Genomic DNA, 23,112 nt, shown 5'->3' on the forward strand with positions numbered 1-23,112 from the left:
TGGGAATGCAACAAAAAGATATCGCTTATAAAAACCGCTTGATTCTCGGTCTGGGACAGACCGGGCTTGCGGTTGCGCGTTATTTATCTGCATTGCGTCAACCGTTCCATGTGATGGACACACGGGATATAGCTCCGGGTCATGAAGAACTGGAAAAGATGTCTCCGGGTGCCTTACTCAAGTGGAATGGCGAACTGTTTACTCATTATGACGAGTTGGTTGTTAGTCCTGGCATCTCTGTTGCGCGTGAAGATATTCAGGCTGCCCGAAATGCTGGCGTCAGCATTGTGGGTGATATCGAATTATTCGCTCAGGCTAATTGCTTGCCAGTAATCGCTATTACCGGCTCCAATGGAAAAAGTACGGTTACTGATCTGGTGGGTGAACTCATTAATGCTAGCGGGAAAAAAGCATTAGTAGGTGGCAATATCGGTGTGCCAGCATTGGAGTTACTGGAACAGGATGGTCATCTGGTGGCACTTGAGTTATCCAGTTTCCAACTTGAAACCACTGATAGCCTGAAGCCAGCTGTGGCAACAGTCTTGAACGTTAGTGACGACCATTTGGATCGTTATAACAGCTTCCAGGACTATGTTGACGCCAAGCTAAGAATTTATCATCAGGCTGAAACCTGTCTGATCAATGCGGACGACAAGAATACTTGGCTTAATGACGCTGATGGCAGACATACGGTCATTCAGTTTGGTATTTCAAAAGAAGATGCTCAGCCAGAGTGGGCTGTCAATATTGAGACAAACTCAATTACTCACAATGGCAATAAGTTACTAGCTTTGAATGAGCTGACATTACAGGGAATACATAATGCACTGAATGTAGCTGTAGCATTGGCATTGGTGGAAACTGCAGGCGTTGAGTTAACTCAGCCTGTGTTAGATGCTGCCAAAGCCTATCAGGGCTTGCCGCATCGTTGCCAATTGGTCGCAGTTAAAAATGGTGTGACCTTTATAAATGATTCAAAGGCTACCAATGTGGGGGCTACCGTTGCTGCAATACAAAGCTTCCAGCCGCAGTTTGGCAACAATATCGTTCTAATCGCTGGTGGTGATGCAAAAGGAGCTGACCTTTCCAGCCTGCAACAAACTATTAGCGAAACGGTAAAAGCTGTGGTTTGTTTTGGCAAAGATGCGCCAGCCATTGCCAAGCTATGTCCACAAAAATCTCAGCTGGTCAGCAACTTAAAAGAAGCAGTGACCACTGCGAATCAATATGCACAAACTGGTGATTTGGTACTTCTCTCACCGGCTTGCGCAAGCTTGGATATGTTCGCTAACTATATGCAGCGTGGCGAACAATTTGCTCAATGTGTGGAGGCGCTATGACTAGCATCCTGAATACATTGAGAATCACGGATTTCATGGAACAGCTGAAACTGTCTGACCCGCGTACTCGTCTGGATCCTTGGTTGCTGGGACCTGTCATGATTCTATTAGCGATTGGCTTGATGATGGTCGCATCAAGCTCGATGCCATTCGCTGAAGATCACATGAACGGCAATGAGTTCCACTTCTTGATAAGGCACGTTATTTACCTATCAATTGCGGTTGTGGCATCGGTATTAGTACTGCAACTTGATACTCGATTCTGGCAGGTTAACGGAATCTACATGCTGCTATTAGGCATCATTTTGTTGATGCTGGTGTTAGTGATTGGCAAAGAAGTTAATGGCAGTAAACGTTGGATTGGTGTTGGTCCATTGACAGTTCAACCAGCAGAATTAATGAAGTTCTTCATCGTAACCTATCTTGCGGGCTATCTGGTTCGTCGTAGTGATGAGTTACAGACGCAAATTAAAGGCTTTACCAAACCTTTATTGGTGATTGGTTTAGTGGTTGCTTTCTTACTGCTGCAACCAGACTTCGGTTCGTCTGCAGTTATTGTCGCGACCGCTCTTGCTATGTTGTTCCTGGCTGGCGCTAAGCTGTGGCAGTTCATATCACTTACCGCTTTTGTTGGCGTAGTAATGGCGTTGGTTGCCTGGAAAGAACCCTATCGGATGAAGCGCTTAACTAGCTTCCTTGATCCTTGGGCTGATCAATTTGGTAGCGGCTATCAATTAGTTCAGTCTTTGATTGCTTTCGGGCGTGGCGACTGGTTCGGAGTAGGGCTGGGTAACAGCGTACAAAAGTTGTCTTACTTACCTGAAGCGCACACAGACTTTGTGTTTGCAGTATTTGCAGAAGAGTTTGGCTTTGTTGGCGTTCTGTTCGTCATCATCCTGTTTTCGATAATTTTATTACGCAGTCTTAGCATTGGTCGTCGTGCTCTGAAAATGGAACAGTATTTCGCTGCCTATATCAGCTATGGATTTGGTTTCTGGTTGAGCTTACAGGCATTAATCAATATTGGAGTATCTAGCGGAAGCCTGCCGACCAAAGGTTTGACCTTGCCGTTTATCAGCTATGGTGGCAACTCTTTGATTGTTACCTGTATGGCAATAGCTATCATCTTGCGTGTGGATTTTGAGGTGCGTCGTCGTGAGCATGAATTTGCCAAAGTAAAACGCGAGTATCGCTCTGCGAGAGGAGGTCAGGATGACTAAACGAATCTTATTGATGGCAGGCGGAACTGGCGGACATATCTTCCCGGCGTTAGCAGTCGGAAAAGAATTACAGCAGGAAGGTTGGAGCCTGCATTGGCTGGGATCGCAGGGAGGAATGGAGCAGGACTTAGTTCCCAAGCATGATATTCCGATGAGCTTATTGCCAGTTAAAGGCATTCGTAATAAAGGTCTATTGTCTTTAATTAAAGCACCATTTCAACTGATGAAAAGTGTTTGGCTTGCCCGCAAAGCGATTAAACAATTTAAACCGGATGTAGTACTGGGAATGGGTGGCTTTGCAAGTGGGCCTGGAGGCATTGCCGCGAAACTGTGCGGAGTTCCATTAGTCATTCATGAGCAAAATGCCATTGCCGGAATGACTAATACTCAATTAAGCAGATTCAGTCGTTGGACATTACAGGCCTACCCGGGCGCATTCCCGGAAAGTGAAAAAGTAAAGACAGTTGGTAACCCTGTTAGACAGGATATCGGTAGTGATAAGGACCCATCAGAAAGAATCGAAATGGATAACCGAAGTGTTCATATTCTAGTGGTGGGTGGAAGCCGAGGTGCAGCCGTTTTTAATGAAGAATTACCAGAAACATTTAGCTTGGTGAATAGCGGGCTGGAAGTTCATGTAAAGCATCAATGCGGGAAAGGTAATTATGAATCAGTTACCGCAAGATACGATGCAACCGCAACAGATAAAGTTAAGTTTGAAGTCTGTGAGTTTATCGATGATATGGCGCAAGCTTACCGATGGGCAGACCTTGTCGTGTGTCGCGCAGGTGCATTGACAGTAGCTGAAATTGCAATGGCTGGATGCGTAGCGATATTTGTACCTTACCCGCATGCAGTAGATGACCATCAAACCTATAACGCACGATATCTTGCCGATCAGGGTGCTGCATTAATCATTCAGCAACATGATTTGAGTAAGGAAAGGTTAGCACAGGAAATTACTGCGTTGGCTAATGACAAAGAACATTTAATTGATATGGCAAGAAAATCACAGGCGCTGGCAAGACCCGAAGCAACTCGTACAGTTGCTGAGTATTGTAAGCAGGCGGCTGAAGAAAAAGCAGAATTGAAAGCGAGAAATAGAACATGAATTCTAACAGTACATTAATGCAACAGATTCCAGAGATGCGTCGGATTCGTCGTATCCACTTTATCGGTATCGGTGGTGCCGGGATGAGCGGTATTGCAGAAGTATTGTTGAATTTAGGTTACCAGGTTTCTGGGTCCGATTTGCGTGAAAGTAAAGTAACGGAACGCCTAAAAACTTTAGGTGCTGAAATCTTTATTGGTCACAGAAGCGACAATATTAGAGATGTGAATGTGGTGGTTGCTTCAACAGCAATACCCAAATCAAATCCTGAATTAGAAGCCGCTCGCGAGCACCGCATTCCGGTGGTTCCTCGTGCAGAAATGTTGGCCGAGTTGATGCGCTTCAGACATGGCGTTGCTGTGGCCGGTACACACGGTAAGACGACTACTACAAGTTTAATTGCCAGTATTTTTGCAGAAGGTGGGCTCGATCCAACCTTTGTTATTGGTGGCTTACTTAACAGTGCAGGTTCGAATGCCCGTTTGGGAACCAGCCGATTCTTTATTGCCGAAGCGGATGAAAGTGATGCGTCATTCCTTCATCTTCAGCCAATGGTTGCAGTAGTTACTAACATCGAAGCTGACCATATGGACACCTATGGCGGTGACTTTAAGAATCTCGAAAATAACTTTATCGATTTTCTGCATAACTTACCGTTTTATGGTCTGGCTGTATTGTGCATTGATGACAAAACGGTGCAGGAAATTATGCCACGAATTACGCGCCCAACTGTTACCTATGGTTTCAGCGAGAATGCAGATGTTCGGGCGATTGATTCCACACAGTTAGGTACCAAAAGTCATTTTAAAGTGATTCGTCGTGACCATGAAGGTGAGCTTGAAATTACTTTGAATTTGCCAGGTCGACACAATGTGCAGAATGCTTTGGCCGCGATTGCAGTTGCTAGTGAAGATGGTGTTTCAAATGCAGCGATCCAGAAAGCACTTGCTGAATTTGGTGGCATTGGCCGTCGATTCCAGATGTACGGCGATTTTGAAGTTGACGGTAAAACTATCACCTTACTTGATGATTACGGACACCATCCGAGTGAAGTCATGGCAACTATTGAAGCAATGCGCCGTAGCTGGCCAGAACGTCGTCTGGTTATGGTTTATCAACCGCATCGCTACAGCCGTACCCGTGATTTGTATGAAGATTTCAGTAAAGTTCTTTCGGAGGTCGATGCGTTATTGTTGCTTGAAGTCTATCCTGCAGGTGAAGAGCCAATCCCAGGTGCAGATAGCCGCTCCTTGTGTCGAAGCATACGTCAGCGTGGAAAAATAGAACCAATTCATGTTGAAAAAATTTCACAGCTTCCAGAGTTACTTAGCAATATTTTGCAAGACGGAGATGTTGTTGTGACTCAAGGTGCTGGCAATGTAGGGGCTCTCGCTCCGGCATGGGCTGAAGTCAAAATGGAATTGAGTCAATTAAACATGGGGGCCGAATAATGAGTATCGATAAATTCGGCAAGGTCGCCGTGCTTTATGGCGGTCATTCGGCAGAACGGGATGTGTCGTTACGCAGTGGTAAGGCTGTTCATAGTGCGTTGAATGCGGTTGGCATTGACGCTGTTCTAATAGACCCAAAAGTAGATGGTCTGGAAGCTATAAAAAACAGTCAATGTGATCGGGTCTGGAATGCATTACATGGCCGTGGTGGCGAAGATGGTGTTATTCAAGCGCACCTGCAATTGTTAGGGCTTCCTTATACTGGAAGTGGCGTCATGGCTTCTGCAATCGCCATGGATAAATTGCGCACGAAATTGATTTGGCAAGCGATGGGTTACCCAGTAGCAAAGCACCGTATGTTGAATACCGGTGTTTTAAGTATCGAACAAGCTGCAGACGTTTTAGTCGATATGAATGACTGCGTGATGGTAAAGCCGATTCGTGAAGGTTCAAGTGTCGGTATGGCCAAAGCTAATAATGCAGAAACGTTAGTCGAAGCGGTGAATAGTGCTAAGCAGTATGACCGAGAAGTGATGCTGGAACAGTGGATTGATGGTGATGAATACACTGTCAGTATTTTAAATGGCAAAGCATTGCCGAGCATTCGGGTCAAAACGCCGAATACTTTTTATGATTTCCAGGCTAAATACCAAAGTAATACCACAGAGTATTTATGTCCCAGCGGCTTGAATGCTGAAGATGAAGCAGAACTGGCCGAGTTATCTCAGGTAGCATTTTATGCGCTGGGTTGTGAAGGTTGGGGTCGAGTCGATTTGATGCGAGAGCGCTCAAGCGGCAACTGGTATTTGCTTGAAGTAAACACTGTACCTGGCATGACCGAAACCTCATTGGTTCCTAAAGCTGCGAAACAGTCAGGCATGAGTTTTGAAGAGCTGGTGGTGGCGGTACTTGAAACCAGTTTTGTAGAAAGAAACTAACGGATATTAATTGATATGGCAAAGATGGCAACACGCGAAGAACGTAAACAAGCGAAAAGCTTGAAAGGCTGGATTAAGCCTTTGAAGTGGGTGCTTGGTATTGCTTCTGCCAGTGCGCTTGTTGTGGCTGTAGTCTTTGCCGGAATTTGGGTGTTTAGCATTAATACTGACAACGTATTCCCAATTAATAGACTTGAAGTATTTGAGCAGCAGTTTACATCGGCTGATGAGGTCAAAGTAGCAATGAAGTCGATAGATGACCGTGGCTTCTTCACTATGGATATGAAAACTGCTGAAGAAATATTTGTCGCGTTACCTTGGGTGAAGTCGGTACGTTTACGCAAAGTTTGGCCGGATACATTGCAAGTTACTGTAGATGAATATGAGCCATTGGCATATTGGGGACTGAATGGCGTGGTCTCTGTTGAAGGCAAAGTTTTTTATCCTGATCAGCTTCCCGATATGAACTGGGTAAAGCTTCAGGGGCCAGATGAAATGGCAAAGGATTTAACGGTGCTGTTGCAGACCTATCAAGAACAGTTATTGAAGAAGTCGTTGTTCATTGAAGGTATGCAGTTGAGTGAAAGAGGTGCCATAAGTTTGACGCTGAATGACGGACTAGTTGTGCAGCTTGGCAAGGTGCATGTGGAAGAGAGAATAGAGCGCCTTTTGAATCACATAGATGTGTTAAAAACGCATAAGTCAGATGCATTGGCTTACGTGGACTTGAGATATCAAAACGGTTTTGCAGCTAAATGGTTTAGCAATACAACACCGCTAGAAAACGGTGGGGGCAATAGGTAAAGCAATGTCGAAATCATCAGAAAAACGATTAATTGTTGGATTGGATATTGGCACGTCAAAAGTCGTGGCCATTGTTGGGGAAGTAGGTAGCGATAATACAGTAGATATTATCGGCATCGGCTCCCATCCTTCACGCGGAATGAAAAAAGGCGTGGTAGTAAATATTGAGTCGACAGTTGCCTCAATACAACGAGCTATTGAAGAGGCAGAGCTAATGGCTGGCTGTCAGATTCATTCGGTCTACACTGGCATCGCAGGCAGTCATATCAAGAGTTTGAACTCGCACGGAATAGTAGCGATTAAAGATCATGAAGTAGCACAAAGCGATGTTGACCGTGTGATTGACGCAGCAAAAGCAGTGGCTATTCCAGCAGATCAGAAAATATTACATGTTTTACCTCAGGAATTTGTGATTGATAACCAGGAGGGTATCCGCGAGCCAGTGGGTATGTCCGGTGTTCGTCTAGAAGCAAAAGTACATATGGTTACTGGTGCGGTGAGTGCGGCGCAGAATATTACAAAGTGTGTGGCTCGTTGTGGACTGGAAACTGAAGACGTCATTCTTGAGCAGTTGGCTTCAAGTTATGCAGTGCTCACTGAAGATGAAAGAGAGCTTGGTGTTTGCTTGATTGATATTGGTGGTGGCACAACCGATATCGCAATTTTTACTGGTGGTGCGATTCGACACACTGCAGTGATTCCGATTGCTGGCGATCAGGTGACTAATGACATTGCAGTTGCATTGCGTACACCAACTCAGTTTGCAGAAGACATCAAAATTAAATACGCCTGTGCCTTACGTCAATTAACAAATTTAGATGAAACCATCGAAGTGCCAAGCGTAGGCGATAGACAGCCGCGTAGGTTGTCTCGTCAAATATTAGCAGACGTGGTTGAGCCACGTTATAGCGAGTTATTTGAATTAGTACAGGCAGAAATTCGCCGCAGCGGTTTTGAAAATCTGATTGCTGCCGGAATTGTGATTACTGGTGGTGGTTCAAAAATGGAAGGCCTTATGGAGCTAGCAGAAGAAGTGTTCCATATGCCAGTACGTCAAGGCATGCCGCAACACATTAAAGGTCTTGTGGATGTTGTTAAAAATCCAATTTATGCAACCGGTGTTGGTCTGCTGATCTATGGAAAGCAGGATCTAGGTCATCATCGGGAAAGAAATGTAACCGGTTTTACTGGGCTCTTTGAGCGCATGAAAAAGTGGTTTAGTGGTTTTTAATAAAGCGCGGAACGCTTTATTGAAAAAGTGGAAGTAAATGTTGTTAGAGCACATTAAGTGCAAGCAATTTAAAGTAAATCGAAGGGGAAATTATTATGGCTAACATGTTTGAATTAGTAGATAGCTGTCAGAACAGCGCGATCATTAAGGTGATCGGCGTTGGTGGTGGCGGTGGTAACGCCGTCGAACATATGGTGAAAGCCAATATTGATGGTGTTGAGTTTATCTGTGCCAATACAGATGCTCAGGCGTTGGAATCATCGACTGCCAAAACCACTATCCAGATTGGTCAGAACATTACACGCGGACTTGGTGCTGGAGCAAATCCAGAAGTAGGTCGTCAGGCAGCTCATGAAGACCGCGAACGTATCATGGAAGTGCTACAAGGTTCTGATATGGTATTCATCACTGCCGGAATGGGTGGTGGTACTGGTACTGGTGCTGCTCCGGTTATTGCCGAAATCGCCAAGGAAATGGGGATCTTGACTGTTGCTGTTGTGACCAAGCCATTTAAATTTGAGCGTAAAAAACGTATGGCACTGGCGGAAGCCGGTATTGATGAACTTCGTCAATCAGTTGATTCTTTGATCATCATTCCAAACGATAAGCTAGTAGCTCAGTTTGCAGGTTTACGCTTAACCGAAGCATTCGCTTCAGCAAACTCTGTGCTACATGGTGCGGTTCAAGGTATTGCAGAGCTGATTACCTGCCCTGGTTTAATCAACGTTGACTTTGCAGATGTACGTACAGTAATGGCAGAGCAGGGTCAGGCAATGATGGGTACAGGTATTGCTGCTGGTGAAGGTCGCGCGCAAATCGCTGCTGATATGGCAGTTGCCAGTCCATTACTGGAAGATGTGGACCTGTCTGGTGCTCGCGGTATCTTGGTTAACATCACTGCAAACGAAGACTTCACTATTGATGAATTCTCAGAGGTGTGTGAAGTGATTGAAGACATTGCTCATGAAGATGCGACTGTAGTTGTTGGAACGGCTATCGATGCATCGATGGGTGATGAAATTCGCGTGACAGTGGTGGCCACAGGTCTGGGTCAGGAAGCGAATATGCGTCTGGTCAGCAACACCAACAACCAGAAAGAAGTTCGTAAGGCGAACGGCGATCTGGATTATGGACAGTTGGATTTACCGCCTTCAATTCGCAAGCAAGCGGGTGCAAGCTCTGTGCCTGAGCAAAGCTCGAAAATGGCGGTTGGCAGTGATGTCGATAACTTCCTGGATATTCCAGCTTTCCTGAGAAAGCAGGCCGACTAATAAGCAGTCTATATTGACACTGATTTTGTTGCTTAGACGATATCATCGGTGACAAGGTGAAACTTATTGAAAAAGTTGCTTTCATACTTTAACAGTACGAAGAGGCCCTCCCTTCGAGCGTCTTCGTACTGTTTTGCCTGTTTAATTGTTCAGCTTCCGTTCAACGCTGTGCGATTAGGCTAATAAGGAAGTCAGCCACGGCTGAAAGTGTGAGCTAGCGCAAGGTTTAAGAATGTTTGTATCGATTTGTAGCTATATAAATCAAGAGTTAAACAAATATTTCAAACAACTGTCTAATAAATGTTCAAAAATTGTTCAAAGAACTGACATATTGTGATACTATGCGCTAGAATTTGAGTAAATTACACCTAAAGTCTTGATTTTCAAGGCGTTGGAGAAACTGAATGATAAGACAACGTACGTTGAAGACAACCATTCGCGCTACTGGCGTGGGGCTACACACAGGAGAAAAAGTGTATCTGACCCTACGTCCAGCACCAGTGGATACAGGGATTGTGTTCCGTCGCGTTGATCTGGACCCGATTGTTGAGATTGAAGCTAAGCCAGAAAATGTGGGTGATACCACGCTTTCTACCTGCTTGGTTAAAGATGATGTTCGTATATCTACGGTTGAGCATTTGCTATCTGCGATGGCGGGCTTGGGCCTTGATAATGCGTATATTGACGTATCGGCGCCAGAAGTACCTATTATGGATGGCAGTGCCAGTCCTTTCGTATTCCTTTTGCAATCTGCCGGTATTACCGAGCAGAATGCACCAAAGAAATTCATCAAGATTAAAAAACGCGTTGAAGTTGAAGATGAGGGAAAGACTGCTATATTTGAGCCCTTTGATGGCTTTAAAGTCGCTTTCACGATTGACTTCGACCATCCGGTTTTTAAGAAAAGTCGTCAGACAGCAGTTATCGACTTCTCAAGTACCTCATTTGTGAAAGAAGTAAGTCGTGCTCGAACTTTTGGTTTTATGAAAGATATTGAGTACTTACGCTCTCACAACCTAGCACTTGGTGGTAGTCAAGATAACGCGATTGTGATGGATGATTTCCGTGTCCTGAACGAAGACGGCCTTCGTTATGACGATGAGTTTGTAAAACACAAAATATTAGATGCTATTGGTGATTTATTCCTATTAGGCCACAGTTTAATCGGTGCCTTCTCAGGCTATAAATCAGGCCATGCACTGAATAATAAATTGATCCGTACCTTAATGGCGGACGAAACTGCATGGGAATTAGCAACTTATGAAGATGCTAATGCAGCTCCTATCTCTTATATCATGAATCCAGCGCTTTCTGTATAGTGCTGGTTTATTAATGAAATAGTGATTGGGGATTGAATTAGTAACCGTAATTGTAGTATTTTTTACCCAGTTTTGTGACCTGATTGTCATAAATTCAAAAACGCCAGACTAGTCGCTGGCGTTTGCTGGTTTTAAAAGACTTATAAAATATAGGGTTTTCATGGCATACTTTTATTGGGGTCAATTTTGATTTGAATATTAGCCAAACCAAGAAAGCCAGCTTTTCTGAGTTGAGTGAGTAACTCGGAAGATTGATACCGAAGTCGTGTAGCCCATACAGGGCTGTCGGCAGTAATAACCAGACTGGTTTTATTGTACTCGGAAACTGTACAGTGTTTCTGTAACTCTTCCGGAAGGTGCTGGTGAATACTATCGGTAATGGATTTCAAGGAGTCTGCTTTATCAAGCAGCCCTTTCAACACACTGTCAGGTGAGTTGAGCACATCAGCCACGGATTTGGCTCGGAAAGGACGCTTCATAAGCTCAATATTTCTGGGCTAAATTTAAAGTTAGCATCTATTGTATGCTGACGGGGTAGAATTGTCATCTTACAAGCTTGCTTGTAACTGACGCTAACGAACGTGGGTGAGTATGCGAATAACCATTATTAAGAGTGATCAAAAGGGAATTAAAGCTTTGGAATTTGGACGTTCTAAATTAGTGGTGTTTAGCCTGCTAGGTGCTGTTGCATTAACAGCGGTAGTGGCTTTAACCCATTTCGCTACGCGCTGGTCATTACAACAGGACCTGGTGAGTGAGGCGGCCATTAAAAAGTGGCAGCAAGAGCTGATCTCACAAAAAGAACAGCTAGAAGAAGCAAAACGCATTTCAGAAAGTCAAATCCAGGCTCTTTCCACTCGTTTGGCAACTATGCAGGCTTATTTGCTACGTCTTGATGCGGCTGGGGCAAGATTGGTTGCTTCTGCCGGAATAGAAGATGAGTTTGGTTTCGGTGAAGATCCAGCAATTGGTGGTCCAAGTGAAGACGTTTCAGCTACCACATCAAGCTATAATGACGTTGTTGTGTTCCTTGATCAGCTTGAAAGCGATATCAACGCAAAAGAGCAGGAACTTTCTGCGCTTGAGTCCTTAATTCTTGATAAAGAAATCAATACTGAGCAACAAATTTCAGGTCGTCCCATCACTTCAGGTTGGTTATCTTCACCATACGGTTATCGTGCCGATCCTTTCACTGGAAAACGCGCCTGGCACTCTGGTGTAGACTTTTCCTCGTTGGAAGGCTCTGATGTTATTGTGACCGCAGCTGGTGTTGTTACCACAGTTGACCGTAAGCCAGGCTATGGTGTTTTCGTCGAAGTAAGTCATGGTGGCGGCTATACCACACGTTATGGCCACAACAAATCTGTACTTGTGAAGAAAGGTGATATTGTTAAAAAAGGACAGGTCATTGCCAAAGTGGGTAGTACCGGTCGTTCAACTGGACCACACGTGCATTATGAAATTACCAAGAATGGTAAAAAGCTTAATCCTTATAAGTACCTAAAAAACTAACCTGTTTTAAACTAATTCTAAAAAGCCCCAAATTTGGGGCTTTTGTTTTTGTATCTCTTAAAATCTTGTCTCGACGTTGAAATGCCAGCTTCAAGCCCCCATAAGTTGAAAATACTGCTCGAAAACCCCGCTCAGGCGTTTACAGCGACCAGAATATGGGTACAATCGAGTGCTTCACAGATTAATTATCTGCTATGGGCAAGTAATAATAGGGCATTCAAGCCCCAATCCATACCGGCATCCCATAGTTAATACAACATAGACACAAGAAAGAACAATATGAGTTTCTTAAGCAAAATTTTCGGAAGTCGTAACGAACGTACCCTTAAAAAATTACGCAAAACGGTTGAGCTCATCAATCAATTAGAGCCTGGAATGGAGGCTCTTTCTGATGAGGAGCTGAAAGCAAAAACTACTGAATTCAAGGAACGTCTTGAGAAAGGCGAAAGATTGGATCAGATACTTCCGGAAGCTTTTGCTACTGTGCGTGAAGCCAGTAAGCGGACTTTAGGGCTGAGGCATTTCGATGTTCAGCTTATCGGTGGCATGGTATTGCATGGCGGCAGAGTTGCTGAAATGCGTACCGGTGAAGGTAAAACCCTGGTGGCAACCTTACCTGTTTACCTGAATGCCCTATCAGGCAAAGGTGTCCATGTTATCACCGTGAATGATTATCTGGCGCAGCGTGATGCCGACTGGATGAAGCCGGTTTATAACTTCCTTGGAATGGAAGTTGGGGTGATCCTTTCTGGTCAAACTCATGAAGAGAAACAAAAGGCTTATTCAGCTGATATCACTTATGGTACGAATAATGAATACGGCTTCGATTACCTGCGTGACAATATGGCGTTCCAGAAAGAACATCGTGTTCAACGTGATTTGAATTTTGCCGTAATTGATGAAGTTGACTCAATTCTGATCGATGAAGCGCGTACGCCTTTGATTATTTCAGGGCCTACAGAAGACAGTTCCGAAATGTATCGTGCCATAGACAAATTGATTCCCAAATTAGAACAACAGGAGCATGAGTCAGAAGAGGGTGAAGAAGATACGGGTCATTATACAGTTGACGAGAAATCCAAGCAGGCTCATTTGACTGAAAAAGGTCAAGAGTACATTGAAGAGCTGCTACGTCAAAATGGCCTATTGCCAGCTGAACAAAGTCTTTATAGCCCAGCCAGCATAGCCTTTTTACATCATGTCAATGCCGCGCTTCGCGCACACAAACTGTTCAAAAAAGATGTGGATTATGTAGTCAAAGACGGTCAGGTAGTTATCGTTGATGAACATACCGGTCGTACTATGCCAGGACGTCGTTGGTCAGATGGTCTACATCAGGCAATCGAAGCCAAAGAGCAAGTACAAATACAGAATGAGAACCAAACACTTGCCTCTATTACTTTCCAGAATTACTTCCGTCTGTATAACAAGCTTTCAGGTATGACTGGTACAGCTGATACTGAAGCTACCGAATTACACATGATTTACGGCCTGGATGTTGTGGTTATTCCAACCAACAAGCCAATGCAGCGTGATGACAAAGGTGATTTGATCTTCCTGACTAAACAGGAAAAATACGCAGCCATTATTGAAGAAATTAAAGAGCTGCAGGCAAAAGGCCAGCCGGTGTTGGTTGGTACTGTTTCGATTGAGTCGTCAGAACTAATTTCGAAAGAGCTTAAGAAAGCAAAAATTAAACATCAGGTACTTAACGCTAAGTTCCATGCCAAAGAAGCAGATATTATTGCTCAGGCTGGCCGCCCGGGAACTGTAACCATCGCTACTAATATGGCTGGTCGTGGTACGGATATTGTGCTTGGTGGTAATTTACAGGCTGATATTGCTGCACTTGGCGAAAACCCTACTGCTGAGCAAATCGCCAAAGCAAAAGAAGAGTGGGAACAGCGTCATCAGGCGGTACTTGATGCTGGCGGTCTGGCAATTATCGGTACTGAGCGCCATGAATCACGTCGTATTGATAATCAGCTTCGCGGTCGTTCCGGTCGTCAGGGTGACCCTGGTTTGAGTAGATTCTATTTGTCATTAGAAGATGATTTGATGCGTATTTTCGCCTCTGAGCGTCTTGGAATGATGATGCAGCGTTTGGGCTGGGATGAAGGCGAAGCCCTGGAGCACAAGATGGTTTCACGCGCTATCGAGAACGCACAGCGTAAGGTTGAGCAACGTAATTTTGATATCCGTAAGAACCTGCTTGAATATGATGATGTTGCCAATGATCAACGCCGTGTTATTTATGAGCAGCGGAATGAGCTAATGGACTCAGAAGACATTTCTGACACTATCGCTGATTTACGCGATGACGTGGTATACAGTATTATCAGCGAATATATTCCTCCACAATCTATTGAAGAAATGTGGGATATAAAAGGCCTTGAGCAGCGACTTGAACAGGACTTCGTGATTGAGTTGCCGCTTCAAAAATGGCTAGATGAAGATGACAAATTAGCCGAAGAAGGTTTGCGTCAGCGTATTCATGAAGCAGTTGAAAAGGCTTATCAGGAAAAAGAGGCTTTATTACCTGATCCAAGAATGATGCGTCAGCTTGAGAAGCAAGTCATGTTGCAGGAGTTGGATCGTCACTGGAAAGAACACCTTGCGAATATGGATCATCTTCGTCAGGGTATCTGGATGCGAAGCCATGCTCAGAAAAACCCTAAGCAGGAGTATAAGCGCGAAGCCTTTGATTTGTTCGCTGGTATGCTCGATAACTTAAAAGAAGACGTTATTACCTTACTGGCCAAAGTTCGATTCCAGATGCCGGAAGAGGTTGAGGCGATGAAGCGAACTGAGGTTAATCAGGCCGGCATGCAGACGCAGCATGAGTCAGCATCAGCATTGCCGCAAAGCGACACAGCTCGTCAGGCTGAAACATTTGTTCGCGAGCAGCCGAAAGTTGGACGTAATGAACCGTGCCCATGCGGTTCCGGTAAGAAGTTCAAGCAGTGCCACGGCAAAATAGAATCTTAAAGAACACTTATGAGTAATACCGTTCGGGTCGCGGTTGCTGTGATAGAGCGTCGCGACCGAATTTTAATTGCCAAACGTCCGCAACATTTGCACAAAGGTGGTTACTGGGAGTTTCCTGGCGGTAAGCAGGAAGATGACGAGCCAATCAGTCAGGCTCTAATTCGAGAGTGTTTCGAAGAACTCGCAATAATTCCCGTAAAATTTTCTCCGCTGATTCAAATAGAACATACTTACCCGGAAAAATCTGTGTTTCTGGATGTTTGGACTGTGACGGATTATATGGGAGTGCCAAGAGGTGTTGAAGGGCAGCCCTTGTTCTGGTGCCCAGTCAATCAATTAGATGAGTATAAGTTTCCTGAAGCAAATTTAGCCATCGTTGAGGCAATCCGCCGATAAGTTAATCCTGGTTTCGACTAAGCTGTTCAACAGTTTCTGGATCCAGAGGCTTACCAGCGATTCGATGACCTTCGCTCGCCCACTCACCTAAGTCAATTAATTTACAGCGTTGACTGCAAAACGGCTTAAACTCATTGTCATCTTTCCAAGCTACAGCCTTTTCACAGGTCGGGCACTTCACAATTAATGCTTTACTCATATTAGATAGATATTAAACAGTGTAAATTGGCGTTATTATAACGAAAAACTTCACTTGTGGCTTGGTTAAGTCTAAAGGTGATGTCATGCAACTAAATAAATCTACTGTAGAAGTTGTTAATCACCTTGAAACAGGTGTCCCTATTAATTTCTGTCATTGCAAGGAGTTTAGCGGCGTGACAATCTGGTCAAGTGAGAAATAAAAAAGAGAATATCGTGCAGCAACCATATTATATCAATCTAGCAACAGGCCTCATTCAACCTGCTCGTTTCGTACCAACTGAACACTGTGACGAGCGAAAAGGGGCACGAGATATTAGTCTACTAGTCATCCATAATATCAGCCTGCCACCAAAACAGTTCGGTGGCCCCTATATTGACCAGCTATTTACCGGATCATTAAACCCGGCCGACCATCCCTATTTTGAGGATATAGCTGCACTGCGTGTCTCCAGTCATTTGTTAATACGACGAAATGGTGAGCTGGTTCAATATGTCCCGTTTCAAAAGCGCGCCTGGCACGCTGGAGTGTCAATATTTGAGGGCAGAGAAAAGTGTAATGATTTCTCGATTGGAATCGAACTGGAGGGTGCTGATGACATTCCTTATGAGGATATTCAATATCATGTGCTATCGAAAGTAACCAAGCTAATCCTTAAAGCATATCCGCAGATTACCCAAGAAAGAATTGCTGGTCATTCCGATATAGCCCCTGGCCGTAAAACTGATCCGGGGCCTGCATTTGACTGGAGTTACTACCGTCAATTGATTGCTTAAAGTAAATGTTGAAAAACACTTTGAGTCCTCATGCTTAAACCGTAAAATACTGGCACAAATAATATAGGGGTAACTTAAACTACCCCGCTGAATCAAATAAGTCGCATAGGAATCATTATGATCGAAACGCCCTATCAGCAGCAGTTAACAACTGAAATTCCAAATCAGGTAAACCTGGCTTTGCAGGAAGACCTGGGTGGCACTAGTGGGCGAGACGTGACCGCAGAACTTATTGCTCAGGATAAAGCAGCGACTGGCAGATTGGTTACCCGTGAGGATGCAGTGGTATGTGGTATCGATTGGTTTAATGCTGTTTTCCACAAGCTGGATCCGAGTATCGAGATTGAGTGGTTCTGTCAGGATGGGGATAAGGTTCAGGCACATGATAAATTATGCGAGATTCGTGGTAATGCCCGCAAAATTCTGACTGGTGAGCGAACTGCCATGAATTTCCTACAGACATTATCCGGCACAGCGACCACGACAGCTCGTTACGCTGCTGAATTAAAGGGAACTTTATGCAAGCTGTTGGATACGCGTAAAACAATTCCGATGTTAAGGTTGGCACAAAAATATGCAGTTTACTGCGGTGGTGGGAGAAACCATCGAATCGGACTTTTTGATGCCTTTTTGATTAAAGAAAATCACATCATCTCTGCTGGCTCGATTGAAAAAGCCGTTCAAAAAGCTCGCCAGCTACACCCCGATATTCTTGTCGAAGTGGAAGTTGAAACCTTTGCCCAGCTCGACCAGGCACTGGATGCTGGTGCAGACGTCATCATGCTCGACAACTTCTCGATAGACGATATGCGAACAGGGGTTGCCATTAATCAAGTTCATTCTCACACAGCTCAAATCGAAGCTTCCGGTAACGTCAGCCTTGAAACTCTGCGCGATATCGCTGACACAGGGGTTGATTTCATCTCGGTTGGCGCACTCACAAAACATATCCAGGCCGTCGACCTCTCGTTAAGGCTCGAGTTATAACGGACAGTTATTACGGTGTGAAAAGCAAATATGGTAGGCTTACCGGCGTTTTGTGATCATAAATAAAATACAGCCCTTAAGCTGGGTACATCTACAGCTGGCAAACAACCATATAGCAAACAAACCATGAAAAAAGGCTACGTCTATATACTGACCAATCCTAGAAAAACTGTGTTTTACACAGGAGCCACTAATAATTTAGGTAAGCAGCTATTCGAGCAAAAGAACAGGATTTCGGAGCGATTAACCCGAAGTTATGGTTGTAATGAACTTGTGTATTACGAAATTACAGAATCATTAGAAAAAGCTCGTGAACGCGAAGAAGAAATCAAATCGGAGTGCAGAATCGGAAAAGAAACTCTCATTGAGCGTTTTAACCCCGAATGGAAAGACCTGTCAGGGGATTTGCTGGCAGTTAAAAAACGCTAGATGTAGCTAGCTCGGCTAAGTGAAGCCGCCATCCGACGAAAGTGTAGGGACAAGTCATGACTTGTCCGTACAAAAAATCCTAGCAAAGTGTCGAACATAACCGTAGGTTGGATAACGGCGAATGCTGCACCCCAACACTAGCCGAAGCTAATTCGGTTAAACTGTCGGATGATGCCCCAAAATGACCTTATGCAACCCAAAAGACTACTTACAAACGGTTACAAAGCTGACAAAAATTGTCACTTTTTCCTTCGCTTGGTCAAAAAAACAACACTTTGTACGCTTTTTGAAAAGCAAATTCGCATACAACTGTGACGTAAATCATTGTTTTTGCTCAGTGTCAGGAAATTTAACTATAACCTGTTGCTATTCATGAGGCGCAAAGGATATATTTGTTTACAGATTTGTTCACACAGGGAAGCGCTACTTACATTCCGTAATGGCCCGTGTAGTTTTGATCAGATTATACGGAATTCTCTGTGAACAGATTTAACTTTAAACAATTTGCAAATTCTTTATAAAGAATAGGAGAGAGTCTTATGCAAACTAAAAAACAAGCGGGTTTCACCCTTATCGAATTAATGATCGTTGTAGCGATCGTAGGTATTTTGGCAGCAGTAGCTATTCCTGCTTATCAAGATTACATCAAGCGTTCTAAAGTTTCAGAAGTAGCAGCTACTCTTGCAGCTTGTAAAACTTCGGTTGCTGAATTCGCTGCTTCACAAAATGCTTTACCTACTACTACAGATGAGTCTGGCTGTGATGCTGGTGACTCTACTTACGTTTCATCTTTAAGTGTTGGTGCTGGTGGGGTTATTCAAGCAACTATCCAAAGTGTTGATTCAACTTTAGATGGTAATACTCTTAATCTTGCTCCTTATGCTGATGTTGGTTTAACTACTGCAGCTGTTGATGGTGATGATATCAAAGCTTGGAAGTGTTCAACAAGTGCGGCATCTACAGAGTATAAATACCTTCCTGCTAACTGTAGACAAGCTCCATAATAATTAACTTTAGATATAAAAAAAGCAGGCTTGGCCTGCTTTTTTTATACATTGTATATCTGTAACTTGATTGACTTTTCTCGCTTTTTATTCAAGGATATAGATTCGTCTTTTAAACTTATTGCTCAGTAATTATGACTTTAGCAGATACAGGTCTTTCTGGATTGGCACATTTGTTAGTAGCTGAAGGGCTTTTAACTAAGGAGAAAGTTCAGCAGGCTGTTAAGAATGCCAAAGAAGATAAAGTGGGCCTCATTGACTGGTTAGTATCTGCTGGCTGGCTAGAAGGTAAACAGGCCGCTAAAGCACAAGCACTTAATTTTGGTTACCCTTATTTCGATCTTTCTAGTATTGCTTTCGAAAACATTCCCAAAGACGTTATTGACCTGAAGCTTATGCAGGCGCATAGGGCTGTTCCACTCTATAAACGAGGTACTCGCCTATTTGTGGCTGTATCTGATGCAACTAACTTAAAAAGCTTAGAAGAAATTCGTTTCCAGACCGGTTGCTCAGTCGAAGCTGTGCTTGTAGAGCCTAATAAACTGGAAGCGGTTGTTGGAAAGTTAATTGAAGAAAAAGAAAATGAATCCCTTTCAGATTTTGATGATGCAGATCTGGATAATATTGACTTAGATGCGGTTGATACAGATGCTGATCAAGAAATGGAGGATTCAGCAGGGGGAGAGGATGCTCCTGTCGTTAAATTCGTCAAGCAAATGTTGGTTTCTGCAATTAGAAAAGGTGCGTCGGATTTACACTTTGAGCCTTACGAAAAGAAATATCGTGTGCGCTTCCGGATTGATGGAATGCTACACGAGGTTGCTTCTCCTCCAATACAGTTGTCAGGACGTATTTCTGCCCGCTTAAAAGTACTTTCAGGACTGGATATCTCAGAACGTCGTGTGCCTCAAGATGGTCGTGTAAAACTTAAAATCTCTAAAACAAAAGCGATTGATTTTCGTGTAAATACTTTGCCTACCCTGTTCGGTGAAAAAATCGTTATGCGTATTTTAGACCCATCACAGGCAATGTTGGGAATTGATGCCTTAGGCTTTGACCCTAAGCAGAAAAAGGACTTTATGACGGCTATTGAAAAGCCACAGGGCATGGTATTGGTTACCGGCCCAACAGGTTCAGGTAAAACGGTAACGCTTTATACCGGTGTTAATATTCTTAATGATGAGTACAAGAATATTTCAACCGCCGAAGACCCGGTAGAGATTAACCTGCATGGTATTAATCAGGTTAACGTTAACGTTAAAGCGGGTTTGACTTTCGCGTCGGCACTTCGAGCTTTCCTGCGTCAGGATCCAGATATTGTACTAGTGGGTGAGATCCGTGACCTTGAAACAGCCGAAATCGCCATTAAAGCAGCGCAAACAGGTCACCTAGTTTTGTCTACACTGCATACTAACTCTGCTCCTGAAACTTTGACCCGTCTGGTTAATATGGGGGTTGCACCGTTTAATATTGCAACTACCGTTAATCTGGTTGTGGCGCAACGTCTAGCGAGGCGTCTTTGTGAGCATTGTAAAAAGCCTTCTGACTTACCTAAAGAAGCCCTGATTGAAGAGGGTTTTACTGAAGAAGAGCTGAACGAACTCACAATTTACGAGCCAGTGGGTTGCGATAAATGCACAATGGGCTATAAAGGTCGTGTGGGTTTATTTCAGGTAATGCCCGTATCAGAAGCAAATGGTCGTATTATTATGGAAGGAGGTAATGCGATAGACATTGCAGATCAAGCCAAAAAAGAGGGGATTCCAGATTTACGTAGAGCAGGACTTAATAAGGTTAAGGCAGGTTTAACCAGCCTTGCCGAAGTTAATCGTGTGACTCAGGAATAGAAATATCAGGGTTTGAAGCCAATACATGGGGGGAGTGCTCAGCACTTTAGCCATAACAGTACACTAGAAAGGTAATTAACATGGCAACAGCAGTTAAACGGAAAGCCAAACAAGTAAAGTTGAAAAACTTTCAGTGGGTTGGTGAAAATAAGCAGGGAAATAAAGTTAAAGGCAAGATGCCTGCAGAAAGTGCCGATATTGTAAAGCAGCAATTACTTAAGCAAGGCATTAAGCCTAAATCGGTAAATGCTGAGTTGTTTTCTTTTGGAGCTAGCAAGAAACCCATTAAGCCAGTAGATATTGCAGTCTTCTTACGCCAGCTGGCTATTATGATGAAGGCTGGCGTTCCACTAGTACAGTCATTCGATATTATTGGCAAGGGTCATGAGAACCCAAGTGTCCAAGATCTGGTTATGGACATTAAAGCCGATGTTGAATCAGGTAATCCATTTGCAGAGTCTTTAAGGAAGCACCCCAAACATTTTGATGACCTAGTTTGTGACTTGATTCATGCCGGTGAGCAGTCTGGTACTCTTGAACAAATGCTTGATAGGATTGCCACCTACAAAGAAAAATCAGAAGCACTTAAATCAAAAATCAAATCAGCAATGATGTATCCAGCTGCAGTAATAACTGTTTCGATTGCAGTTACTGCCATTCTTCTTATCTATGTTGTACCTATGTTTAAAGATTTGTTTTCCGGAGCCGGAGCCGACTTGCCCGCTTTGACTGCCTTAGTTGTAAGTCTTTCGGAAGATATGCAAGCTAATTGGTATATCTATTTATTTGTATTGATAGCTATAATTGTTGGTTATGTTCAGCTTAATAAAAGATCTGAGAAGTTCAGGGATTCAAAGGATGCTTTTCTGCTTAAATTTCCAATTTTTGGTCCGTTAATTCAGAAAGCTGCTGTTGCACGTTATGCAAGAACATTAGCTACTACTTTTGCCGCTGGTGTTCCGCTCGTTGATGCTTTGGATTCAGCTGCAGGAGCCTCAGGTAACTCCGTTTACCGTAAGGCCATTATGAAAATTAAGGAAGATGTTACTACTGGCTTGCAAATTAATATGGCCATGATTTCCACAGGGGTATTCCCGAACATGGTTAATCAGATGGTTGCGATAGGTGAAGAGTCAGGTGCTGTGGATACTATGCTCGCGAAAGTTGCCGACATCTATGAACAGGAAGTGGATGATGCGGTAGATGGTCTCAGCTCCCTAATTGAGCCATTCGTAATCGTTTTCATTGGTGGTGTCGTTGGTACCGTAATTGTGGCGATGTATCTTCCAATCTTTAAACTGGGTGATGCATTCTAAGAAACCTATATTTCTAAAAAGACAAAAAACATGATTGAAATACTTTCTTCAAACCTGCCGGTGTTGGCAGGTTTAGTTTTTATACTGGGGTTATTAACGGGTAGTTTTTTGAATGTGGTCATTCATAGGCTGCCTTTAATTTTAGGGCGCGAGTGGCGTGCAACTGCAACAGAAATTTTGACTGAAGCTAATTGCAGCGTTTCATGCCCACAAGATGAACTCCCACCAAAATATAATCTAATGACTCCGGCTTCAGCCTGTCCAAAATGCCATCATAAAATTACTGCATTAGAAAACATTCCTGTTTTTAGTTGGTTGTTTCTTGGCGGTAAGTGCTCTAACTGCAAGACGAAGATTAGTGGCCGCTATCCTTTTGTAGAATTGCTAACAGCCCTTACATTCCTTGTCTGTGCAGTTACTTTTGGCTGGTCCTGGCCATTAGCGTTTGCCCTGATTTTTACCTGTTTCCTCATTGCTGGCAGTTTCATTGATTATGACCACAAGATTCTGCCGGACCAATTGACTTTGCCTTTAGTCTGGATTGGTGTGACTGCGGCGCTTTGGTTAGCACCAGCAGATTCGTTACCAGGCTTTGCAAAGGATCTTCCATCGTCGGTGATTGGCGCCTTAGCTGGATACTTATCGTTATGGTCGATTTACTGGCTATTTAAGCTTCTAACCGGCAAAGAAGGTATGGGGCACGGTGACTTTAAGTTACTGGCAGCTATCGGCGCTTTTCTCGGGTGGCAAATGTTGCCTTTGGTAATCTTGTTGTCTACGGTTACAGGTGCTGTTTTAGGCATTATCACTATGGCTATCAGTAAGAAAGGACGTGATTACAAGATTCCTTTTGGCCCATTTTTAGCGATAGCGGGTTGGATTGCTTTAATTTGGGGTGAAACCATTACCAATAGCTATATTCAGATGTTGCAGCCGTAGGATAGGCCCTGAAGTTCGCAGGGACAAGTCATGA

Annotated in this window: 21 protein-coding genes; 19 read left to right on the forward strand and 2 right to left on the reverse strand. The window is 43.8% G+C overall.

The window, feature by feature from the left end:
* Positions 1-5: 5 nt before the first annotated feature.
* From murD to lpxC, 9 genes are all read left to right on the forward strand, one after another.
* On the forward strand, positions 6-1,340 hold the full coding sequence (murD, locus tag CW740_RS03130; RefSeq protein ID WP_227523889.1) for a UDP-N-acetylmuramoyl-L-alanine--D-glutamate ligase: 1,335 nt from the start codon (positions 6-8) through the stop codon (positions 1,338-1,340).
* A complete protein-coding gene (gene ftsW / locus CW740_RS03135; RefSeq protein WP_106646161.1) occupies positions 1,337-2,560 on the forward strand; it encodes a putative lipid II flippase FtsW in 1,224 nt (407 codons plus the stop codon). The genes murD and ftsW overlap by 4 nt, the downstream gene beginning before the upstream one ends.
* Positions 2,553-3,671, forward strand: coding sequence for an undecaprenyldiphospho-muramoylpentapeptide beta-N-acetylglucosaminyltransferase (gene murG, locus CW740_RS03140; RefSeq protein ID WP_106646162.1), 1,119 nt, complete (start codon positions 2,553-2,555; stop codon positions 3,669-3,671). The genes ftsW and murG overlap by 8 nt, the downstream gene beginning before the upstream one ends.
* A complete protein-coding gene (murC, locus tag CW740_RS03145; protein WP_106646163.1) occupies positions 3,668-5,122 on the forward strand; it encodes a UDP-N-acetylmuramate--L-alanine ligase in 1,455 nt (484 codons plus the stop codon). The genes murG and murC overlap by 4 nt, the downstream gene beginning before the upstream one ends.
* On the forward strand, positions 5,122-6,060 hold the full coding sequence (locus tag CW740_RS03150; protein ID WP_106646164.1) for a D-alanine--D-alanine ligase: 939 nt from the start codon (positions 5,122-5,124) through the stop codon (positions 6,058-6,060). The genes murC and CW740_RS03150 overlap by 1 nt, the downstream gene beginning before the upstream one ends.
* Positions 6,061-6,075: 15 nt before the next feature.
* Positions 6,076-6,864: a cell division protein FtsQ/DivIB gene (locus CW740_RS03155; RefSeq protein WP_106646165.1), complete on the forward strand. Its 789-nt coding sequence runs from the start codon at positions 6,076-6,078 to the stop codon at positions 6,862-6,864.
* 4 nt (positions 6,865-6,868) lie between these two features.
* On the forward strand, positions 6,869-8,095 hold the full coding sequence (gene ftsA / locus CW740_RS03160; protein ID WP_018625361.1) for a cell division protein FtsA: 1,227 nt from the start codon (positions 6,869-6,871) through the stop codon (positions 8,093-8,095).
* Positions 8,096-8,190: 95 nt separating this feature from the next.
* A complete protein-coding gene (gene ftsZ / locus CW740_RS03165; RefSeq protein ID WP_106646166.1) occupies positions 8,191-9,366 on the forward strand; it encodes a cell division protein FtsZ in 1,176 nt (391 codons plus the stop codon).
* Positions 9,367-9,770: 404 nt separating this feature from the next.
* Positions 9,771-10,685, forward strand: a complete 915-nt coding sequence (gene lpxC / locus CW740_RS03170; protein ID WP_106646167.1) for a UDP-3-O-acyl-N-acetylglucosamine deacetylase — start codon at positions 9,771-9,773, stop codon at positions 10,683-10,685.
* A 158-nt stretch (positions 10,686-10,843) separates the two neighbouring features.
* On the opposite strand, the gene CW740_RS03175 is transcribed toward lpxC, so the two are convergent.
* Complete coding sequence (locus tag CW740_RS03175; protein WP_106646168.1) at positions 10,844-11,164, reverse strand: DUF721 domain-containing protein; 321 nt, start codon at positions 11,162-11,164, stop codon at positions 10,844-10,846.
* A gap of 112 nt (positions 11,165-11,276) precedes the next feature.
* Between CW740_RS03175 and CW740_RS03180 the strand changes: the two genes are divergently transcribed.
* The 3 genes from CW740_RS03180 (at position 11,277) to CW740_RS03190 (ending at position 15,581) form a co-directional block, all read left to right on the forward strand.
* Positions 11,277-12,197: a M23 family metallopeptidase gene (locus CW740_RS03180; protein WP_106646169.1), complete on the forward strand. Its 921-nt coding sequence runs from the start codon at positions 11,277-11,279 to the stop codon at positions 12,195-12,197.
* A 279-nt stretch (positions 12,198-12,476) separates the two neighbouring features.
* A complete protein-coding gene (gene secA, locus CW740_RS03185) occupies positions 12,477-15,185 on the forward strand; it encodes a preprotein translocase subunit SecA (RefSeq protein WP_106646170.1) in 2,709 nt (902 codons plus the stop codon).
* A gap of 9 nt (positions 15,186-15,194) precedes the next feature.
* On the forward strand, positions 15,195-15,581 hold the full coding sequence (locus tag CW740_RS03190; RefSeq protein ID WP_106646171.1) for an NUDIX domain-containing protein: 387 nt from the start codon (positions 15,195-15,197) through the stop codon (positions 15,579-15,581).
* 1 nt (position 15,582) lies between these two features.
* Here CW740_RS03190 and yacG read toward each other — a convergent pair whose 3' ends face one another.
* Positions 15,583-15,780 carry a DNA gyrase inhibitor YacG gene (gene yacG, locus CW740_RS03195; RefSeq protein WP_106646172.1) on the reverse strand — a complete coding sequence of 66 codons (198 nt, stop codon included), beginning with the start codon at positions 15,778-15,780 and terminating at the stop codon, positions 15,583-15,585.
* 233 nt (positions 15,781-16,013) lie between these two features.
* On the opposite strand from yacG, the gene ampD reads away from it, so the two are divergent.
* From ampD to CW740_RS03230, 7 genes are all read left to right on the forward strand, one after another.
* The gene (gene ampD, locus CW740_RS03200) at positions 16,014-16,556 is read left to right on the forward strand and encodes a 1,6-anhydro-N-acetylmuramyl-L-alanine amidase AmpD (protein ID WP_373286465.1); all 543 of its coding nucleotides are present in this window, start codon (positions 16,014-16,016) and stop codon (positions 16,554-16,556) included.
* Positions 16,557-16,673: 117 nt separating this feature from the next.
* Entirely contained in the window at positions 16,674-17,543 is an 870-nt protein-coding gene (nadC, locus tag CW740_RS03205) for a carboxylating nicotinate-nucleotide diphosphorylase (RefSeq protein ID WP_106646173.1), read from the forward strand.
* A gap of 126 nt (positions 17,544-17,669) precedes the next feature.
* Entirely contained in the window at positions 17,670-17,972 is a 303-nt protein-coding gene (locus CW740_RS03210; protein ID WP_106646174.1) for a GIY-YIG nuclease family protein, read from the forward strand.
* 539 nt (positions 17,973-18,511) lie between these two features.
* On the forward strand, positions 18,512-18,976 hold the full coding sequence (locus tag CW740_RS03215; RefSeq protein WP_106646175.1) for a pilin: 465 nt from the start codon (positions 18,512-18,514) through the stop codon (positions 18,974-18,976).
* 134 nt (positions 18,977-19,110) lie between these two features.
* Entirely contained in the window at positions 19,111-20,823 is a 1,713-nt protein-coding gene (pilB, locus tag CW740_RS03220; protein WP_106646176.1) for a type IV-A pilus assembly ATPase PilB, read from the forward strand.
* A gap of 80 nt (positions 20,824-20,903) precedes the next feature.
* A complete protein-coding gene (locus CW740_RS03225; protein ID WP_106646177.1) occupies positions 20,904-22,139 on the forward strand; it encodes a type II secretion system F family protein in 1,236 nt (411 codons plus the stop codon).
* A 30-nt stretch (positions 22,140-22,169) separates the two neighbouring features.
* Complete coding sequence (locus CW740_RS03230; RefSeq protein WP_106646178.1) at positions 22,170-23,078, forward strand: prepilin peptidase; 909 nt, start codon at positions 22,170-22,172, stop codon at positions 23,076-23,078.
* The last annotated feature ends 34 nt before the right edge of the window (positions 23,079-23,112 follow it).

Source organism: Kangiella profundi, from assembly GCF_002838765.1.
Taxonomy (GTDB): domain Bacteria; phylum Pseudomonadota; class Gammaproteobacteria; order Enterobacterales; family Kangiellaceae; genus Kangiella; species Kangiella profundi.